The sequence below is a fragment of the Xanthomonas sp. DAR33341 genome (assembly GCF_003992815.1).
Lineage (GTDB): Bacteria > Pseudomonadota > Gammaproteobacteria > Xanthomonadales > Xanthomonadaceae > Xanthomonas > Xanthomonas cissicola.
Window position 1 is genome coordinate 40,267 of sequence record NZ_QEYV01000029.1, and the last position, 15,047, is coordinate 55,313.

Annotated in this window: 8 protein-coding genes, 1 other RNA gene and 2 pseudogenes; 7 read left to right on the top strand and 4 right to left on the bottom strand. The window is 66.5% G+C overall.

The window, feature by feature from the left end; genetic code table 11:
- Window positions 1-12 precede the first annotated feature (12 nt).
- Entirely contained in the window at window positions 13-558 is a 546-nt protein-coding gene (locus tag EO156_RS13925; protein WP_016849752.1) for a tail fiber protein, read from the bottom strand.
- Window positions 559-927: 369 nt separating this feature from the next.
- Here EO156_RS13925 and EO156_RS13930 point away from each other — a divergent pair, with 369 nt between their 5' ends.
- The 3 genes from EO156_RS13930 (at window position 928) to EO156_RS13940 (ending at window position 4,719) form a co-directional block, all read left to right on the top strand.
- On the top strand, window positions 928-2,115 hold the full coding sequence (locus tag EO156_RS13930; RefSeq protein ID WP_005912544.1) for a nucleotidyltransferase family protein: 1,188 nt from the start codon (window positions 928-930) through the stop codon (window positions 2,113-2,115).
- A 486-nt stretch (window positions 2,116-2,601) separates the two neighbouring features.
- Window positions 2,602-2,988, top strand: coding sequence for a BlaI/MecI/CopY family transcriptional regulator (locus EO156_RS13935; RefSeq protein WP_003482061.1), 387 nt, complete (start codon window positions 2,602-2,604; stop codon window positions 2,986-2,988).
- A gap of 3 nt (window positions 2,989-2,991) precedes the next feature.
- Window positions 2,992-4,719 carry a M56 family metallopeptidase gene (locus EO156_RS13940; RefSeq protein WP_029827795.1) on the top strand — a complete coding sequence of 576 codons (1,728 nt, stop codon included), beginning with the start codon at window positions 2,992-2,994 and terminating at the stop codon, window positions 4,717-4,719.
- A gap of 318 nt (window positions 4,720-5,037) precedes the next feature.
- Here EO156_RS13940 and EO156_RS13945 read toward each other — a convergent pair.
- Window positions 5,038-5,114: non-coding RNA, sX9 sRNA (locus tag EO156_RS13945), on the bottom strand.
- A gap of 810 nt (window positions 5,115-5,924) precedes the next feature.
- Between EO156_RS13945 and EO156_RS13955 the strand changes: the two are divergent.
- Both EO156_RS13955 and EO156_RS13960 read left to right on the top strand, forming a co-directional pair.
- Window positions 5,925-6,429, top strand: a pseudogene (locus EO156_RS13955) (hypothetical protein).
- A gap of 32 nt (window positions 6,430-6,461) precedes the next feature.
- Window positions 6,462-7,643, top strand: coding sequence for a saccharopine dehydrogenase NADP-binding domain-containing protein (locus EO156_RS13960; RefSeq protein ID WP_026007016.1), 1,182 nt, complete (start codon window positions 6,462-6,464; stop codon window positions 7,641-7,643).
- A 139-nt stretch (window positions 7,644-7,782) separates the two neighbouring features.
- Here the strand turns inward: EO156_RS13960 and EO156_RS13965 are convergent, their stop codons facing one another.
- The gene (locus EO156_RS13965; protein ID WP_005928981.1) at window positions 7,783-8,568 is read right to left on the bottom strand and encodes a DUF1868 domain-containing protein; all 786 of its coding nucleotides are present in this window, start codon (window positions 8,566-8,568) and stop codon (window positions 7,783-7,785) included.
- Window positions 8,569-8,578: 10 nt separating this feature from the next.
- Window positions 8,579-11,235 (bottom strand): annotated as a pseudogene (locus tag EO156_RS13970) (TonB-dependent receptor).
- 102 nt (window positions 11,236-11,337) lie between these two features.
- On the opposite strand from EO156_RS13970, the gene EO156_RS13975 reads away from it, so the two are divergent.
- Both EO156_RS13975 and avrBs2 read left to right on the top strand, forming a co-directional pair.
- Complete coding sequence (locus tag EO156_RS13975) at window positions 11,338-12,495, top strand: ROK family protein (RefSeq protein WP_005912552.1); 1,158 nt, start codon at window positions 11,338-11,340, stop codon at window positions 12,493-12,495.
- 153 nt (window positions 12,496-12,648) lie between these two features.
- The gene (gene avrBs2, locus EO156_RS13985) at window positions 12,649-14,841 is read left to right on the top strand and encodes a type III secretion system effector avirulence protein AvrBs2 (protein ID WP_016850055.1); all 2,193 of its coding nucleotides are present in this window, start codon (window positions 12,649-12,651) and stop codon (window positions 14,839-14,841) included.
- Window positions 14,842-15,047 lie beyond the last annotated feature (206 nt).

Genomic DNA, 15,047 nt, shown 5'->3' on the forward strand with positions numbered 1-15,047 from the left:
TTGTGGCCCGCGTCAGGGGCGCTGCGGATAGATGCCGACCGTGCAGATGCAGAAATTCAGCACCAGCGATGGCTGCATGTTGTTGTGGGCGGCACCGGCACCTTCCTGACTCACCGAGTCGCCGGCCAGCGGGATCAGCGCACCGACTGGCGCGTAAAGAAACTGCGGCGTTGGGGTTTCGGCATGCAGGACGTTCGCATTGCTGGCCACCGCAGCGGTCGTGGCTGCCGCGGCGACGGCATTCACCATGTGGGTATGCGGCGGAACCTGCGTCGCAGTCAGCGCCACGCCCTCCAATCCGCCATAGTTGCCGACCGTGTAGGACACCGGCGGCGTGGTGAGCGGATTGACGCCCTGGCTGACCGGCGTGCGGCCACGCAGATCCGGCAGGTTGAACGTGGTCTTGCCGTCGCCACCGAACTGGGTGCCGAGCAGCGAGGCCAACGCGACGTTACTTGTGATCGGCAAGGTGCGGCCATCGCACGGCAGCCAGCCAGCGGGCGCCCAGTCGATCGGGAACAGGCGAATTTCGCCCACAAACGCTTCTGTCTCATTCATAGAACGGCTCCTCGACGATCGGCAATATCACGCGCATGTAGGTGGAACCCGGGACCGCCCCAGGCCATAGCGAGGACCTTGCACAACGCTTCCGCCACGCGTCCGCGCAAGCCGCGATACGGTGAACGCTGTGCTATTAATAGCGCGGGGCATGCACAGCGCATCGGCGCTGGGCCGGCATGAAAGACACGGCCGTCAGGCGGCGCAAAACGGTGTGCATGGATTACCACTTCGCTCAGTTTTCCCCGCAATCCGCAAACGCGGATATGGCCCCTGGCAGCGAACGTAACACAGGCTACCGACGCGCTGGGGTGCGCGCGTTCACCACTTGCGATTCTCGTGCGCCCGCGCGTTGAAGCGCATTGCGCCGTGACGGTCGAGAACGCTTGCGCGACGTGGTCGCCCGCGTTCGGCTACCTGCTGTGGCTCTGGCGGCAACACGATCCTGCTGCTGCAAAACTGCCAGCGGTGGCCACGCCCCCCGATGCGGTTGCCTTCGAACGTTCGCTTGCACAGCATCGAATGGCATTGGCGTTGCCTGCTGCCGACACCCTGGGGCCCAGCATTCCTGTTGCGTTGCGCCAAGCGCTGCGGCGGCGGCAGCGACGCCTGCTGCTGCAGTCCTTGCAGCAAACAGCGGCCATCGGCGAGCTGGTGACGGCGCTACAGCAGGCGGGTATCCGCTGCTGCCTGCTCAAGGGCTTGGGGTATGTGGCGCAGTTCGGCCGACTGCACCGCCGCGAAGCGTGCGATATCGATGTGCTGATCGAGCCGCAGGCCAGCCAACAGGCGCTGTCCGCACTGGCCGCGTTGGGTTATGTGCTGCAGTCGGACGCTGCATGCGATCCAGTGGAATACTGCCGCTACAACCATGCCCTGCCGCTGCGCCACCGTGACACCGGCGTGGTGCTGGAATTACATCTGCGGTTGGCCAACCACGAGCGCCAGTTCCCGCTCGGCCAACAGATCTGGCGCGATCATCTCGGTACGGTCGAATTGGGCGGTGTGCACGTGCCCACGCTGTCGCCGCCAGCGGCCGTGGTCTATGCCGCGTTTCATGGCACCAAGCATCACTGGCATCGCGCCTTCTGGTTGGTGGACATGGCGCACGCGATGGGCAGTGCGGAGCTGGACTGGGAGGCAGTGCTCGCGCTGGCACGCCGGCTTGGGGTGGAGAGACAGCTGGCACTGAGTGCGTTGCTGGCCGAAGCCAGCCTGGGAATTGCGCTGCCGGCGGCGCTACGGCAGCAGACCGCATTGCTGCGCAAGGCCCGACCGGTCGCCGCTGCGCTGCTACCGTGCTTGGATGCGCTCGGATCTGACCGCGGTGCGGACCTGGCGGTGCGGCTGGGACTGTTCGCCTACCTCAGGCATCTACTGTCGCTGCAATCGACATGGCGCGGCCGCTTGCACGTGCTGCCCGTGCTGCTCGTTCCCACCGACATGGATCGCCAGGCCGTGCCACTGCCCCGCGCATTGCACTGGGCCTACTTCGGTGTGCGCATGGTCCGGTTGGTCAAACAGCATCTGCTCAAACGCCGCCAGATGCAGGGATAGCGCACTCGCTCGAACGACGATTCCTTGGCTTGGCCGGCATTGAAACGCAACGCATCGCCGGGCCGGCCGGACGCTGCGCCCGACGCACGCACGCAGTTCCGAACGCAGACCGCGATCGCTCCCGACACAGTCCGCATGGTTGTGAACATCCGCGGTCGCCAACGATGGCCCACCACGCGTGGCTGCCGTAGCGCCATGCGGCCGATCCGTCCAAGACGCAGAGCGTTGGCAACGCGCCATGAGTTGGCTGGCAGTACGTCGTTAATCCTGCAGGTCGTGGCGCTTCGGCGTCGGTGCTTCGGTGGTACGGGATTGGTGGACCTAGCGGCATCCATCCAGGGGCGGGCGATGTGTCCAGGCTGTCGCCGCCGGTCATCCCGATCGGGTGTCGGTAGCACGCACTTGGCAGCACCCCTGCCATCCGGCCTATTGACGACAGTTGTAGTCACGTCTACCGTAGCGACAACTGTAGTCAGGGAGAACGCCATGCGCGGCAAGACCATCGGGGACCAGGAGCTGGCCCTGCTGCAATACATCGAAGAACAGCGGCATGCCAGCGTGGGCGAAGTGGCGGCCGCGTTCGGTGAGCCGCGCGGACTCGCGCGCTCTACCGTGCTGACCATGATGGAGCGGCTGCGGGCCAAAGGTTTCCTGCGCCGCAAGCAGGTCGACGGTGTATACCGCTACAGCGCCACCGCCGGCCAGGACGACGTGGTGCGCGGGGCGGTGGGGCAGTTCGTCGAGAAGACCCTGCAGGGCTCGGTATCGCCGTTCGTGGCGTGGATGTCGCAACGCGCCGAAGTCAGCGATACCGAACTGGCCGAACTCGAAGCATTGGTCGCCAAGCTGCAGTCGCAGCGCAAGGAGGATTGAGTCATGTCGCCCCTGATCGAAGCGGTGTTATGGAAGCTTGGCGCCACCAGCGTGCAGACCGCGGTGCTGGTGCTGGTGGTGTGGGCGCTGTGCCGCGGCGTGCGCCGCCTTCCGGCAGCCACGCAGACCTGGTTGTGGTGGCTGGTGGGCGTGCAGGCGATGGTGGGCCTGGTGTGGAGCAACCCGGTCCAACTGCCGGTGCTGCCGGCGCACAGCGTGACGAGTGCGCTGGGCTCGGCCGACAGCCTGGCGCCACTGGCAAACGCCACCGCCGCGGCATCCACGGCCGCGCATGCAGGCGCCACCGCGCAGGCCATGCAGGCTGGCGCGTGGTCGACCTGGCCGGTGGCATTGCTGGCGCTGTGGGCGGCTGGCGTGCTGGTGCTGGCCGCCGACACGGCGCGCGCCTATCTACGCAGCCGTGCATTGGTGCGCGCGGCGCAGCCCTGCAATGACCAGGCCTTGGTGCAGGCGTTGCAGATGGCTGCTGAGGCGCATGGCTTGTCGCGCCCGCCGGCGCTGCGGCTGTCATCGCAAATCGACTCGCCGCAGTTGATCGGCCCGTGGCACCCAGTGTTGCTGTTACCTGCTGCACGGTTGCCGCACATGGCCGATGACGATCTGGACATGGCACTGACCCATGAGCTGATCCATCTGCGTCGTGGCGACCTGTGGTGGGGCCTGCTGCCGGCGCTGGCGCAGCACCTGTTCTTCTTCCACCCGCTGGTGCATCTGGCCGTGCGCGAATATGCGATCGCCCGCGAAGCCGCCTGCGATGCCGCCGTGGTCGCCGGGCACCGCCATTGCCGCCACGACTACGGCCGCTTGTTGCTGCAACTGGGTGTGGCCCCGCGTCCGCGCGGTGGTGTGGCAAGCGCCTCGCCTTCGTTCATCAGCTTGAAGCGCAGGCTGTCGATGTTGCAGGACACCCACGCGTTTCCGCGGCTGGCCGCGGCGATGATTTTGGCCGCGGTGGCCGTTTGCGGTGTACTGCCGCTGCGCCTGGTGGCCATGCCGGTGCCGGTGCCGGCACCGGTGACGTCTGCCGGCATGCAGCCGGTTGTGGTGACTGCCCCGCCAGCGCCACGTGCACAGGTCAGCAGCACGGCAGAGGCTGCCGACGCCACGGCGCCGATGCGCGCGTTGCCTGCACCGGCGCTGCCGGCTGCGCCTGCGGAAGCGGCCGCCCCTGCCACGCACGGTGTCATCGCCGATGTGCTGGGCGCCGAACCGCTGCATGACGAGGACGCAGACCCCATAGACAGTGGCTGGAATCTCGACCTGGACCGCATCCGCCGCGATGCCAGCCGTGACGCGCAAGCCGCTGTGCACGATGCGTTCGCTGCCGACAACCACGACCTTGAACGACAGCAAGACCGCATGCAGGCCGCACAGGACGCATTGCAGGAAGCACGCGAACAACTGGCCTCCCTCGGCCCGGAACTGGCGCAGGCCAAACAGGAGGCGCAACAGCAAGCGCGCGAAGCCCAGCAGCAGATTCGCGACGTGGCGCAGCAGCATCGTCAGGCGCAATACGCGTATGCCGCCGCGGTGCGACAAGCGGACGCGCTGTCGCGGCACCAGGTCGAACTGGCCAAGCAGGCCGCTCTTCAGGGCCGCGCCGAGGCCAGACGTGGGCAACGCGAGGCAGCGCAAGCGCAGGTAGAGGCCGAAAAAGCGCAAGCAGAGGCAGACCAGGCGCAAGCAGAAGCAGACCGCGCGAACAACTAGACACCATTGACGAAACGCCTGCGCTCACGTCAGGCGGGCGTGGTGGTACGAGGAGTGAGCATGCACCACGCATAGGTTCGGGGACGCATCGCTTCTTGGCGTGCAAATTGCGCCAGCTGCCCGCCATAGCCGACAGCTGTTCGCACCGGCTTGTCGGCTGTCGCAGCGATCCAATCGCGAGAACCAGCGTGGGTCGCGGTAGACCGCAGGTGACCGCGGCGATGGGTTCCGTTGGCCACGGAGCAGCACGGCATGGCATGCAGCGTCACTCCGCATCCGGCCGTGCACGGCCGGCAGACACGCCGCCGCAGCAAGAGCGGAGAACATAACGTAGCGAGCAGTCGTCAGGTGGGCGTGGACGGCGCGATCGGAATCGCAGTGCACGCGCAGTACATGCCGATTCAGCGTACCGGCCGCACTCACCGGGCGTTGAGTGAAGTCACTTTTTGCTGCTTTTAGCCCAGGTCTTGACGCCAGGCACGTGCCTGCGCAATGCGCTGGCATCGCTTCGGTAAAGGCAGCACTTGCAACACCACGGGCCCGCCACAGCCCGGCACTCCTGCGTCACGACGCCTGCAGCCTCGGCAACGCCGTGGCCGCGTGATCGCTGTTTCCATCCGCCTGCGTGCCCTGCGCAGGCGCACTCAACTCACTGTGCCTTTCGTGGAGATCTCATGATCCAGACCACTTCCCCTGTGCTGTGCCTGCGTTCGGCGTTGCTGGTGGCCCTTGCCGCAGTTGCCGGCAGCGCGGCTGTCGTACACGCCTCTGCCGTGCCTGCAGTTGCCGGTGTGCGCACCTCACCTGCTGCGCAGGTTTTTGCTGGTTTTGCTACGCCTTCAACGACGCAGGCTGCACCCATTGCCGATGTCGTGCGTGTGGGTGGCATCGCAACGCCTGCAGTAACACCGGAGATGAACTTTGCACGAACCGCGCCGGTTGTCGCTGCGCTGCGCGCGCCTGCGACCACTCCGCTAGCCGCGACCACACCCACGGCACCTGCGCTTGCCATTGCCGGTGCCGCCCGGGCAGCACCAGCAGCGCCCCCGGCCAATGCAGGACCTGCCGGACCTGCTGCACCTGCCATTTCTCCGGCAACACCGGTCGTTCCCACCGCAGCCGCTGCACCGGCACGGCCGCGCGTCGGCACGCATGAATCCTGCGGCCATGCCACTGCAAACACGCAGAGCCAAGGCGATGCCTACGTGCTGGTGCATGGCGGAAGTGATGCACGGCACGCCCGATGACCTGCACACGGCGCGCCGCTACGCTGGCGATGGAAGACGCGTGCTGTGGTTTCGCGCCGATGGGAAGCAATACCTGGTGCGTGATCCAACCTTGCTCCATCAACTGGCTGTGGCGTATCTGCGCAGCCAGCAACTGGCCGATGCTCAAGCCAGGTTGGCCGCACGTCAGCAAGCCGTGAGCGAACGGCAGGCCGCACTCGCCGCGCAGCTGTCTGCGCATGCCGAGCCGCGCCTGCTGCAGGCCTCGACACGCACAGCATCTGCCACGACGTCCACCGCGGCGCAGCCGCCTGCAACGCCCGATGCGCTGCAGGCGTTGGCCAGGCAGCAACAGGCACTGGCGCAGCGACAGGCCGTGTTGGCGAGCAAGCAGGCCGGTGCATCCCGCCTGGCCACGCAACAGGCATTGAAGGTATTGCGCGAAGCACTGAGAAGCGGGCTGGCGACGCGTATCGACGGTTAGCCGGACTGCGCCGGTCGCGTGCATGTGCGTGCATCGTGGTGCGCTCGCCGATACTGTGCACAGACACAGGCGGCGAGCAGGCCATGACGTATCGGGTAGTGGTATTGGGCGGCTTCGGCCACTTCGGTGCACGCATCGTGCGTGCGTTGGCGGCAACCGCGCAGATCCACGTCATTGCCGCGGGCCGGCGTCCGGGCGATGCAGCGACCACCTGGCCGGGTGTCGCACCCGGCCGCATCTCCACCTGCCGCCTGGACATCGATGCAAGCGACTTTTCCGCGCAGCTGGCGGCCACCGGCGCCGATGCGGTGGTGCATACCGCCGGGCCGTTCCAGGGACAGCAGTACGCGGTGGCCCGCTGCTGCCTGCAGGCCGGCATGCACTACATCGACCTGGCCGATGGCCGCGCCTTCGTCCGCGATTTCGCCGCGGCGATGGACCCCGCCGCGCGCCAGGCCCAGCGCGTGGCGATCAGCGGTGCCAGTACCTTGCCGGCGTTGTCCAGCGCGGTGATCGATGCGCTGTTGCCGCGCTTTTCGGCATTGCACGAGATCGGCATCGTCATCGCGCCCGCACAGGGCACGCCGTTGGGCCTGGCCACCGTGCGTGCGGTGCTGTCGTACTGCGGCACGCCTTTCAACTGGTGGCAGGCCGGCCGCTGGCAGCAGGTGGTGGGTTGGGCGCGCCCCACGCGCGTGCACTTTGCGCAGCTCGCCCCACGCCTGGCCTCGCCGTGCGATGTGCCCGATCACGACCTGTTGCCGCAGCGCTATCCCGGCGTGCAGACCGTGCAATTTCGTGCGGCGCTGGAAGTGCCGTTCCTGCAGCGCTGCCTGGCCGGCGTCGCCTGGCTACGTCGACGCGGCGTGCCGCTACCGATGCAGCGCCTGGCCGATGTGTTTGCCAACGCCGGACGCTGGTTCGACCGCTTCGGTACCGACCTGGGCGGCATGCGGGTGGAGCTGCGCGGCACCTGCGATGGTAGAGACGGGACAAGCCGCCCGCTGGTGTTGCACTGGGACCTCACCGCCGCGATGCTGCACGGCCCGGAAATTCCGTGTTTCGCCGCTGTTTTGCTGATACGCAAACTCGCTGCCGGGCATCGGTTGCCGATCGGTGCGCATGCCTGCATGGGGCTGCTGACGCTGGCCGAGTTCGAGCAGGAGTTTGCCGCGTGGCAGATGAGCACGGCGGTGACGCAAGCGCACCGGTAATCGGGCGAGGCGCAAGACCAGCGCAGCGCCAGGCCTTTGCCGACCACACCAGGCGGGAAACCAAGCTCTCTGTACGCGGCGGGGAGTTCCGAAACCATGTGGCCGGCGCACATCGCTGCGTCGCCGTCCCAACGCAACGTCAGACCTCTAGCACCGTGCGAAACGCGTCCATGTCGTTGAACGTACAAAAATGAAAGCGTGGCACCGTGATCGGCCCCGCGGCTGCCAGCTGTGTGAGCCAGCCGCGCACCGCGGAGCGATACGCCGTCTGCTCTGCCGCATCCAGCGTGTCGCACAGGTAGGCCAGCGAAATATGAAACTGGAAGTTGGTGTAGTCGGGGCGCTGCAAGCGTGTCAGTTGCATCAGCGCTTGGCGCGCAGCTTCCAGGCGCTGCGCGGTTTGCGTGTCGGCCGGCTTCAACGGAATCAGCAGATTGTCGTTATTGCCGGTCCTGACTGCCGTCGGGTTGACCAGGAAGCGGCAAGCGCCCAAGGGCGGCGCGGCGCGCTCCTTCAACCGCGCCAGATAGGCCACGTTGATATCCGCCAAGGCATGGTCGCGCGGCAGATCGCTCGGCCAGGGCCCACGCGCACGGTCGATCTCATTGACCCCGCCCAACAAGGTCACGTGGTAGCTGCTCGGCGGCAGCACGGCGAACTTGTGGGCAAAGCGTTGCTCGGGGAATTGGCGGTAGATATTCAGCACGCGGTCGAAGCTGTCGTAGCCATCGCCCTGTTGTTCCAGGTGACCTACAAAGGTATTGCCGGCAAACGGCATCGGCCGTCGCGAGCGCAGAAACTTGCGGCCCACATCCGAGGGCGGCGGCGTCATGGCCCGTGTGGGCAGACCGGTGGTCAGCAGCGAGGCGCCGGTGGCAGCCATCAGGTGACGGCGGCTGATGCGTGTGTCCAGAAACGACGACATGGGAAAACCCTCAGAGTTTGACGTTGACGCCGAGCATCACGGTGGGTGCCATTTTCCAGGCCGATTGCACGTATTCGTGGTGGCGGCCGATGCGGTATTCGTAACCCTGGCCGGTCAGGTTGAGCACATCCAGGCTCACTGCCACTGCCGGCGAGACGTCCCAGGCCAGTTTCAGGTCGAGACGGTCCAGCGGCTGTTGGTAGCGGTTGCGATAAAACTCCTGCTGGTTGCTGTAGTTGGGGTAGCGGTCGTCCCACAGCTCGCCGGTCCGGCTCCAGGCCAGGGTGCCGCGCAGCGGCCCACGGGCGTAATTGAGGGTCAGATTCCACAGCTGCTTGGGCTGCTGCGGCAGCACCGACAAGGTGGTGCGGCTGCCATCGCCGAGCACCACCGGGTAGCCACGTCCAGGAAAGTGACATTGGCACCGACCGACAGCCCGGCCAGCGCGGGCAGCCATGGGCCCAGTTCCTTGATCGCGCCGAGTTCGGCGCCGCGCATGCGGACCGGCCGGTCGGTATTGCGCGGTTGGGTGACCAGCACCTGCTCGCCGTCGATGTTCTGCAGCTGGCCGTAACGGAAAATCTCGTTGTCGATGGTCTTGTGGAACAGCGCGATCGACAGCAGGCTGCCGCCGTCGTCGAACGTCCAGTCGTGGCCAAGGTCCAGATTCTGCGAGCGACGCGGCTGCAGGTCCGGGTTGCCCTGGTTGAGCGTGGGCGGGTTGCTGCCCAGCGCGAGCACGCCGCCGTTCAAGGCCATCTGGTCCAGGCGCGGTCGCCCGATCGAGCGCGAGGCGCCGAAGCGTAACGTGCCGTTGGCACTGGTCTGCACCTGGCCGGCCAGCGATGGCAACCAGTTGCGGTAGGTGCGTTGCGCACTGACAGGCGCCCAGACGGTGCCGCTCAATTGCTGGCCGCTGCTGCCAAAGCGGGTCTGCTCCAGGCGCACGCCGCCGGCCAAGCGCCAGCGCTCGCCGCGCCACTGTGCTTGTGCGAAGCCGGCGCGCACCTGCTCATCCACGGTGTAGGTACCGCTGTTCTGCGCGGTGATGTCCGCCACGCCGCGCGCCTGGCCGGACGCCGCATCCCAGCGGGCGTCGGCCAGGTCCGGGTCGATGGTCAACATGGGCGCGTTGCAACCCAGGGCGCAGGTGGGACCGCCCAGCACATCGGCCAGCGAATAAGGCAACCCGCTCCAGGTCGTGCGCTGGAACGCGGTCTGCATGTGCGTGCGCACCTGTCGCAGGCCAAAGGCCAGTCCCAGCCCCCGGCTGTCTTCGTCCATGTTGCGACGTAGCTCCAGTTGCAGGTCGCTCACCCGTTCGGCGTAGGTGGTGCGCTCCTGCTGGTGGTTGAGGTTGGCGTAGCGGGTCGGGTCGTCCGCCAGGGCCGGGTCCAGGGCCGTGAATGCCGGCAGGGTGCCGTTCCAATCGAAGCCGTAAGCCAGGCGGTTCTGCTGGAAGCGGTCCCAGGTCTGCGGGTTGTCCACCGTGGCGCGCGAGGTGCTTGCCCGCAGCGCGCCGCGCCACTGGCCAGGCAGCTCGGCCAGCAGTTCGCCATTGATGCCGGACAGCCCCCGCTTCCAGCGCAGCTGCCCCAGCTCGACGAGCTGGTTGAGATTGTCCAGCGTGCCGCTTTGCGCGCCGCTGCGGGTCAGGCGCGCGCTGTTCTGCACCTGGGCGACCTGGGCATTGCGGTCGGAGGCTTCGTGCTGGTTGAACGTGTAGCCGGACACATGGCCGCTGAGCGGACCGTCCGGCTGCCAATCCACGCGTGCGGTCACGCCGCGCCGTTCGCGGGTGTTGTCGTAGTTGTACCAGCGCCGTTCGCTGGGCACCGCAGCGCCGGTGCCGCCATAGGCTGACGGCGCGCGCGTGCCATCGGCGTTGTACCAGTTCAGGGCGCCGCCATTTTCCTGCTGCGGCACCGAAATCTCACGGCGCCAGATGCTGGCCGCACCCAAAAACGCGAATTGGCCGTCACGCCCGAAGCGCTTGCCCCATTTCAGCTCGCCTTCGCCCACCGGCGTGCGGCCGCCATAGCGGCTCCCCATGAGGTTGGCGCCGCCCTTGGCCGAGGCGGTCAGCAGCCCATCGGGCCGGGCAAAGCCGGTGGCGGTGACCAGGTTGGTCACGCCCCCGATCGCGCCGCCGTCGTTTTCCGGCAGCAGCGACTTCACCACATCGATGCGGTCCACGAAGTTCGCCGGCAGCACATCCATCAGCGCCTGGCGGCTGCCGATGTCGTTGCTGGCGAAGGCAAAGCCGTCGATCAGCATGCTGTTGTAGTTGCCGTTGAGGCCGCGCACCGTCACATAGCGCGGTTCGCCCTCGTACTCCACCGTGCTCACGCCGGTGACCCGGCGCAGCGCATCGCCCACATTGAAGTCCGGCAATTGCCCGATGCTGTCGGCGGCGACCGAATCCACGATGGTGGGCGCCGCCTGCTTGGTGGCGATGGCGCGCGTGTTCTGCGACTGGAACGGGTTGCGCACCTGCACCGCATCCATGGTCAGCGCGTCGGCTCCGCCGGACATGTCGGCAGCGGTGGCGTGCGAGGGACGCCAGCCGATCGAGGCCAGCCCCAGCGCCAGCGATAGCGCATGCGGATGCGGCGGGCGAGACAGGGCAGCGCAATGGGGTCGGGAAGGGGGATGCAACAGGCGCATGGCACGATACCAACGTCGATGGCCCCAACGCAGGGCCGCGGACGGATTAAATTAAGCTGCTTAATTAAAGCGATTATGACAACGACGGACGTTTCGCCCTGCATGCCCTCTTTGTTCGCAAACGCAGCCATTCGTTCGCATTACCGCCGCCGCAGCGATGGGCAGGCCGCCGGGTCCAGCGAGCGCCTGCTGCTGGATCTGATCCGCAGGGCCGGGCAGTTCGAGCGTGCGGATCTGCCGCGCGCCAGCGGGCTCAGCGTGCCCGGCATCAAGGGCATCGTCGACCCGCTGGTGGCGCACGGCCTGCTGCAGCTGCGGCCCTCGTTGCGGCGTGGCCGCGGCCAACCGAGCGCGCAGGTGAGCCTGGTGCCGGGGTATGCATACAGCGTGGGGGTGTCGGTGATGGTCGATGGCTTCGCGGTGGTGCTGATCGACTTCGCCGGCCAGGTCCGTGGCATGCGCCAGCTCACGGCCTTCCCGCTGACGCTGGCGGTGGTGCGTGCACGCCTGCCGGCCTTGGTGGAGGCGCTGCTACGGACGGCCGGCGTGGATCGGCAGCATGTGTTCGGCGTCGGTCTGAGCATGACCGGCCCGCGCATCGGCGATGGCACCCGGGTCAATCCGCCCTTGTCGCTGGCAGCGGAATGGATGCAGGTGGAGCTGGACCGGTTTGTCGCCGATTGCCTGCAGCTACCGGTCTGGATGGACAACGACGCCCATTGTGCCGCCCTGGCCGAGGCCGTGTACGGCATTGGCCGCCAATCGCCGGATCTGGTCTATCTGTCGATCTCCGACGGCTTTGCTGCCGGCGTGATTGCTGCCGGCAACGTGCGCCGCGGCGCGCACGGCAATGTGGGCGAACTGGGGCGCATCTCGGCCATCACCGGCATGGCGCGGCCAACACTGGAAAGCCTGCGCCAGGCGCTGGTCGCCGATGGCCACGCGCTGCCGGACCTGCACACCATGCTGCAGCATTACGATGCGGCGTGGCCGCAGATCGACGCGTGGCTGGATGCAGTGCAACCGACCGTGACGCTTGCGGTGGCGGCGATCATTGCGTTGATCGATCCGCGTGTGATTGTTTTTGGCGCGCGCCTGCCAACCGATCTTGCGCAACGGCTGATCGCCCGCATCGCCTTCGAACCTGCGCCGCGGCGTGGCGTTGCATTGCCGTATCCGACCCTGCAGGTCGGGCAGGTGACGGCGCATGCCACCGTGCTGGGCGCGGCCATGCTGCCGTTCAAGGAAACGCTGTTCTAACGCGCGTCATGCGCGGCGATGTGCGCGCCAAGCGCTGTGCAACGCGTCCAAACGAGGCATGCGCTGCCCGCTTGCACAACCCGCACAACGCGCGTAACGCAGGCATCGTTTCGCATCCCGGCGGTACTTTTCGCCTAAATTGCGAATTGTCATATGCCACGCGCTTTACTGGCCGCCCGCCGCGTTTTCGAGGTCATCATGCGTATCGGTCCTCTGCAACCTTCTGTCGCGCACACCGCTGCGCCGGCATTACCAACGCACACCAGTGTGGTCAGCCCGACGCAGGTGCCGCACATGCCGGGCGACACCCCGCCACTGCGAGAAAGGCCGCGTCGCCGAGCCGGCAGTGCGCCTCCGCTGGTGCCGTTGAACGACAGCGCGATGACCGGCAAGCCGGCCCTGGTGGCGCTCGACAGCGAGTTCTCCGAGCAGCGTCTGGCCGAAGTGCAGGCGCGCCAGATCACCGTGCAGACACTGCAAACCAAGCTTGCCACGCATCTTGCGCAGGCCGGCACGCCGCTCAAACCCGACAGCATTGCGGCACGCTTTGCCGCCGGGACACTGGAGCCGGTGTATCTGGATACCGCCGCCTTCAATGCCATGTCGCGCGGGCTGCCCGCACGCGCACGCACGGCCGCTGGCCCGGTGCTGATCGATGCGCAACAAGGCCGCATCATCTTCAATCTGCAGCGCGCGTTTGCGCCTGGCGACAGTTTCAGCGACGCGGCGCTTGCCGCACTTGGCAAGCAGCTGAATCTCTCCGGCCACGGGCTGGCGACGCCCCAGTGGCTGCAGCCTACGGCAAGCGCGCCGGCGCGGCGCAAAACCTTGGCGGTTCCGCAATATCGGGGACATCAGATCCCCGCCCAGGAAGGGGGCGCCGGGTTCTACAAGTCAGACGATCATCGTCTGCTTGAAGGCAAGACCAAGGAAGTGCAGGAGCACCTCAAGACCATCGTGCACGCGAACTATCTGCGTGCCGACAGCACCAAGGCGATCGGCAAGGACGTCATGGTGCATCGTGGGTTGTACGACTTTCACCATGGCATTCCGGAAAATTCGCTATCTGCGATCGATAACGCGTATGCGAACGGCTACCGTACCGTGGAGCTGGATGTCGAGGTGAGCGCAGACGGTGTACCGATGTTTTTTCACGACTTCACGGTGGGGCGAACCCTAGACCATCCCGATAATCGACTGATCTCCGACATGCCGTACGCCGAACTACGCGATCAACCCATCGTGATTCGTAATCCCGTGGACGGTAATTTCGTCAAGACCGATCAACGTCTGGCCAGCATCGATCAGGTGCTGCGCCACGTGAGCGGGACCAAACCCGGCATGTCGGTCGTGCTGGACTGCAAAGAGAACACGCCCGAAGACGTCGCCTTGATGCTGCTGAGCCAACCGCAGGTTCTTCCGTTCACGGCAATCAAGGTGTATTCGAGCGCCTACAAGGGCGGATTCGATCAACTGTTTGCCAATCTCTGCAAGCGTCTGCAGATCAATCCCCTGCATTCCAGCGACGAACCGCGGCGGCGCAAGCTCAGAAACGATCTGAGCAAGATCAAGGTTGTGCCGATCCTGGACCAGTCCCACATCGAGAACCCGCAGATGCGCGCTGTCTTCCCCGGTGGCGACGGCGTCAGCGGATTGGCCGATACCGCAACGGGCTGGATGCAAAGCTGGAACGGCATGCATCCGGTGATCGCAGAGGTCACGGTTGCTCACCCGGACAGCGACGCCGGCAAGGCCATGCAGGAAGCCCGCGCACGTCTGCGGCAGCCGGGCTCCGGCTACGAGGAGGCCGCGTTCAGTGCTGCCTACCGTTTCGAAGACTTTTCGTTGGCGAAGTCTGATGGAGGGCGGCAATACTTCACGTGGGGGATCTTCGGCGAGATCAATCCGGTGCCCGAAGACGGATTCGAGCCGAAACGCGGCACCGCCGGTGCATTTCGGGATCAGGGCGAGAGCGTGCTCACCGATGAGCCGAACGAAGAGGTGCTGGCATTGCGCGAAGACCGCACGTTGCCACGCGGACACACCGGCGTGGAGTTGAATGCTCCGCCCGGAACGACTATCGACACAAAGCGCGATGCGGCGCTTGCAAACTTGCGTCGCCAGGAGTTCGCCGCGAGGCAGCGGACGCTGGACAAGCAGAGCGTCGATGCAGTGCGTGAGGGTGCGCGCCTGGATCGCGGTGCCGCTGCGCAGCTGACGCCGGAAGCACGCGCGGCCACCGACACGCGTGCGGAATCGCTTGGCATGCTCACCGAGCGCTATCGCGGTGCGCCCGTGAGTCATTACCTCAACGAGCAGGCCAAGGATGCCAAGCTGGAGGAATGATGGCGGCGCAATGATGCGTTGCTGACAGGCGCCGTCCGGTCGGTGGCTTCGCCCGGGCGGCAGACCGGGTGCAAAAGGTAGCCGGGGCAGCGGAGAAGGCCGCGCCACCGACAGCTGCAAGTGCGGCGCTTTCTCTTGGATGCCCGTCGAGCAACAGCAGCGACATTCGCGCCGACGCGCATTGCAATGCCGATGCGCGGGCGCCG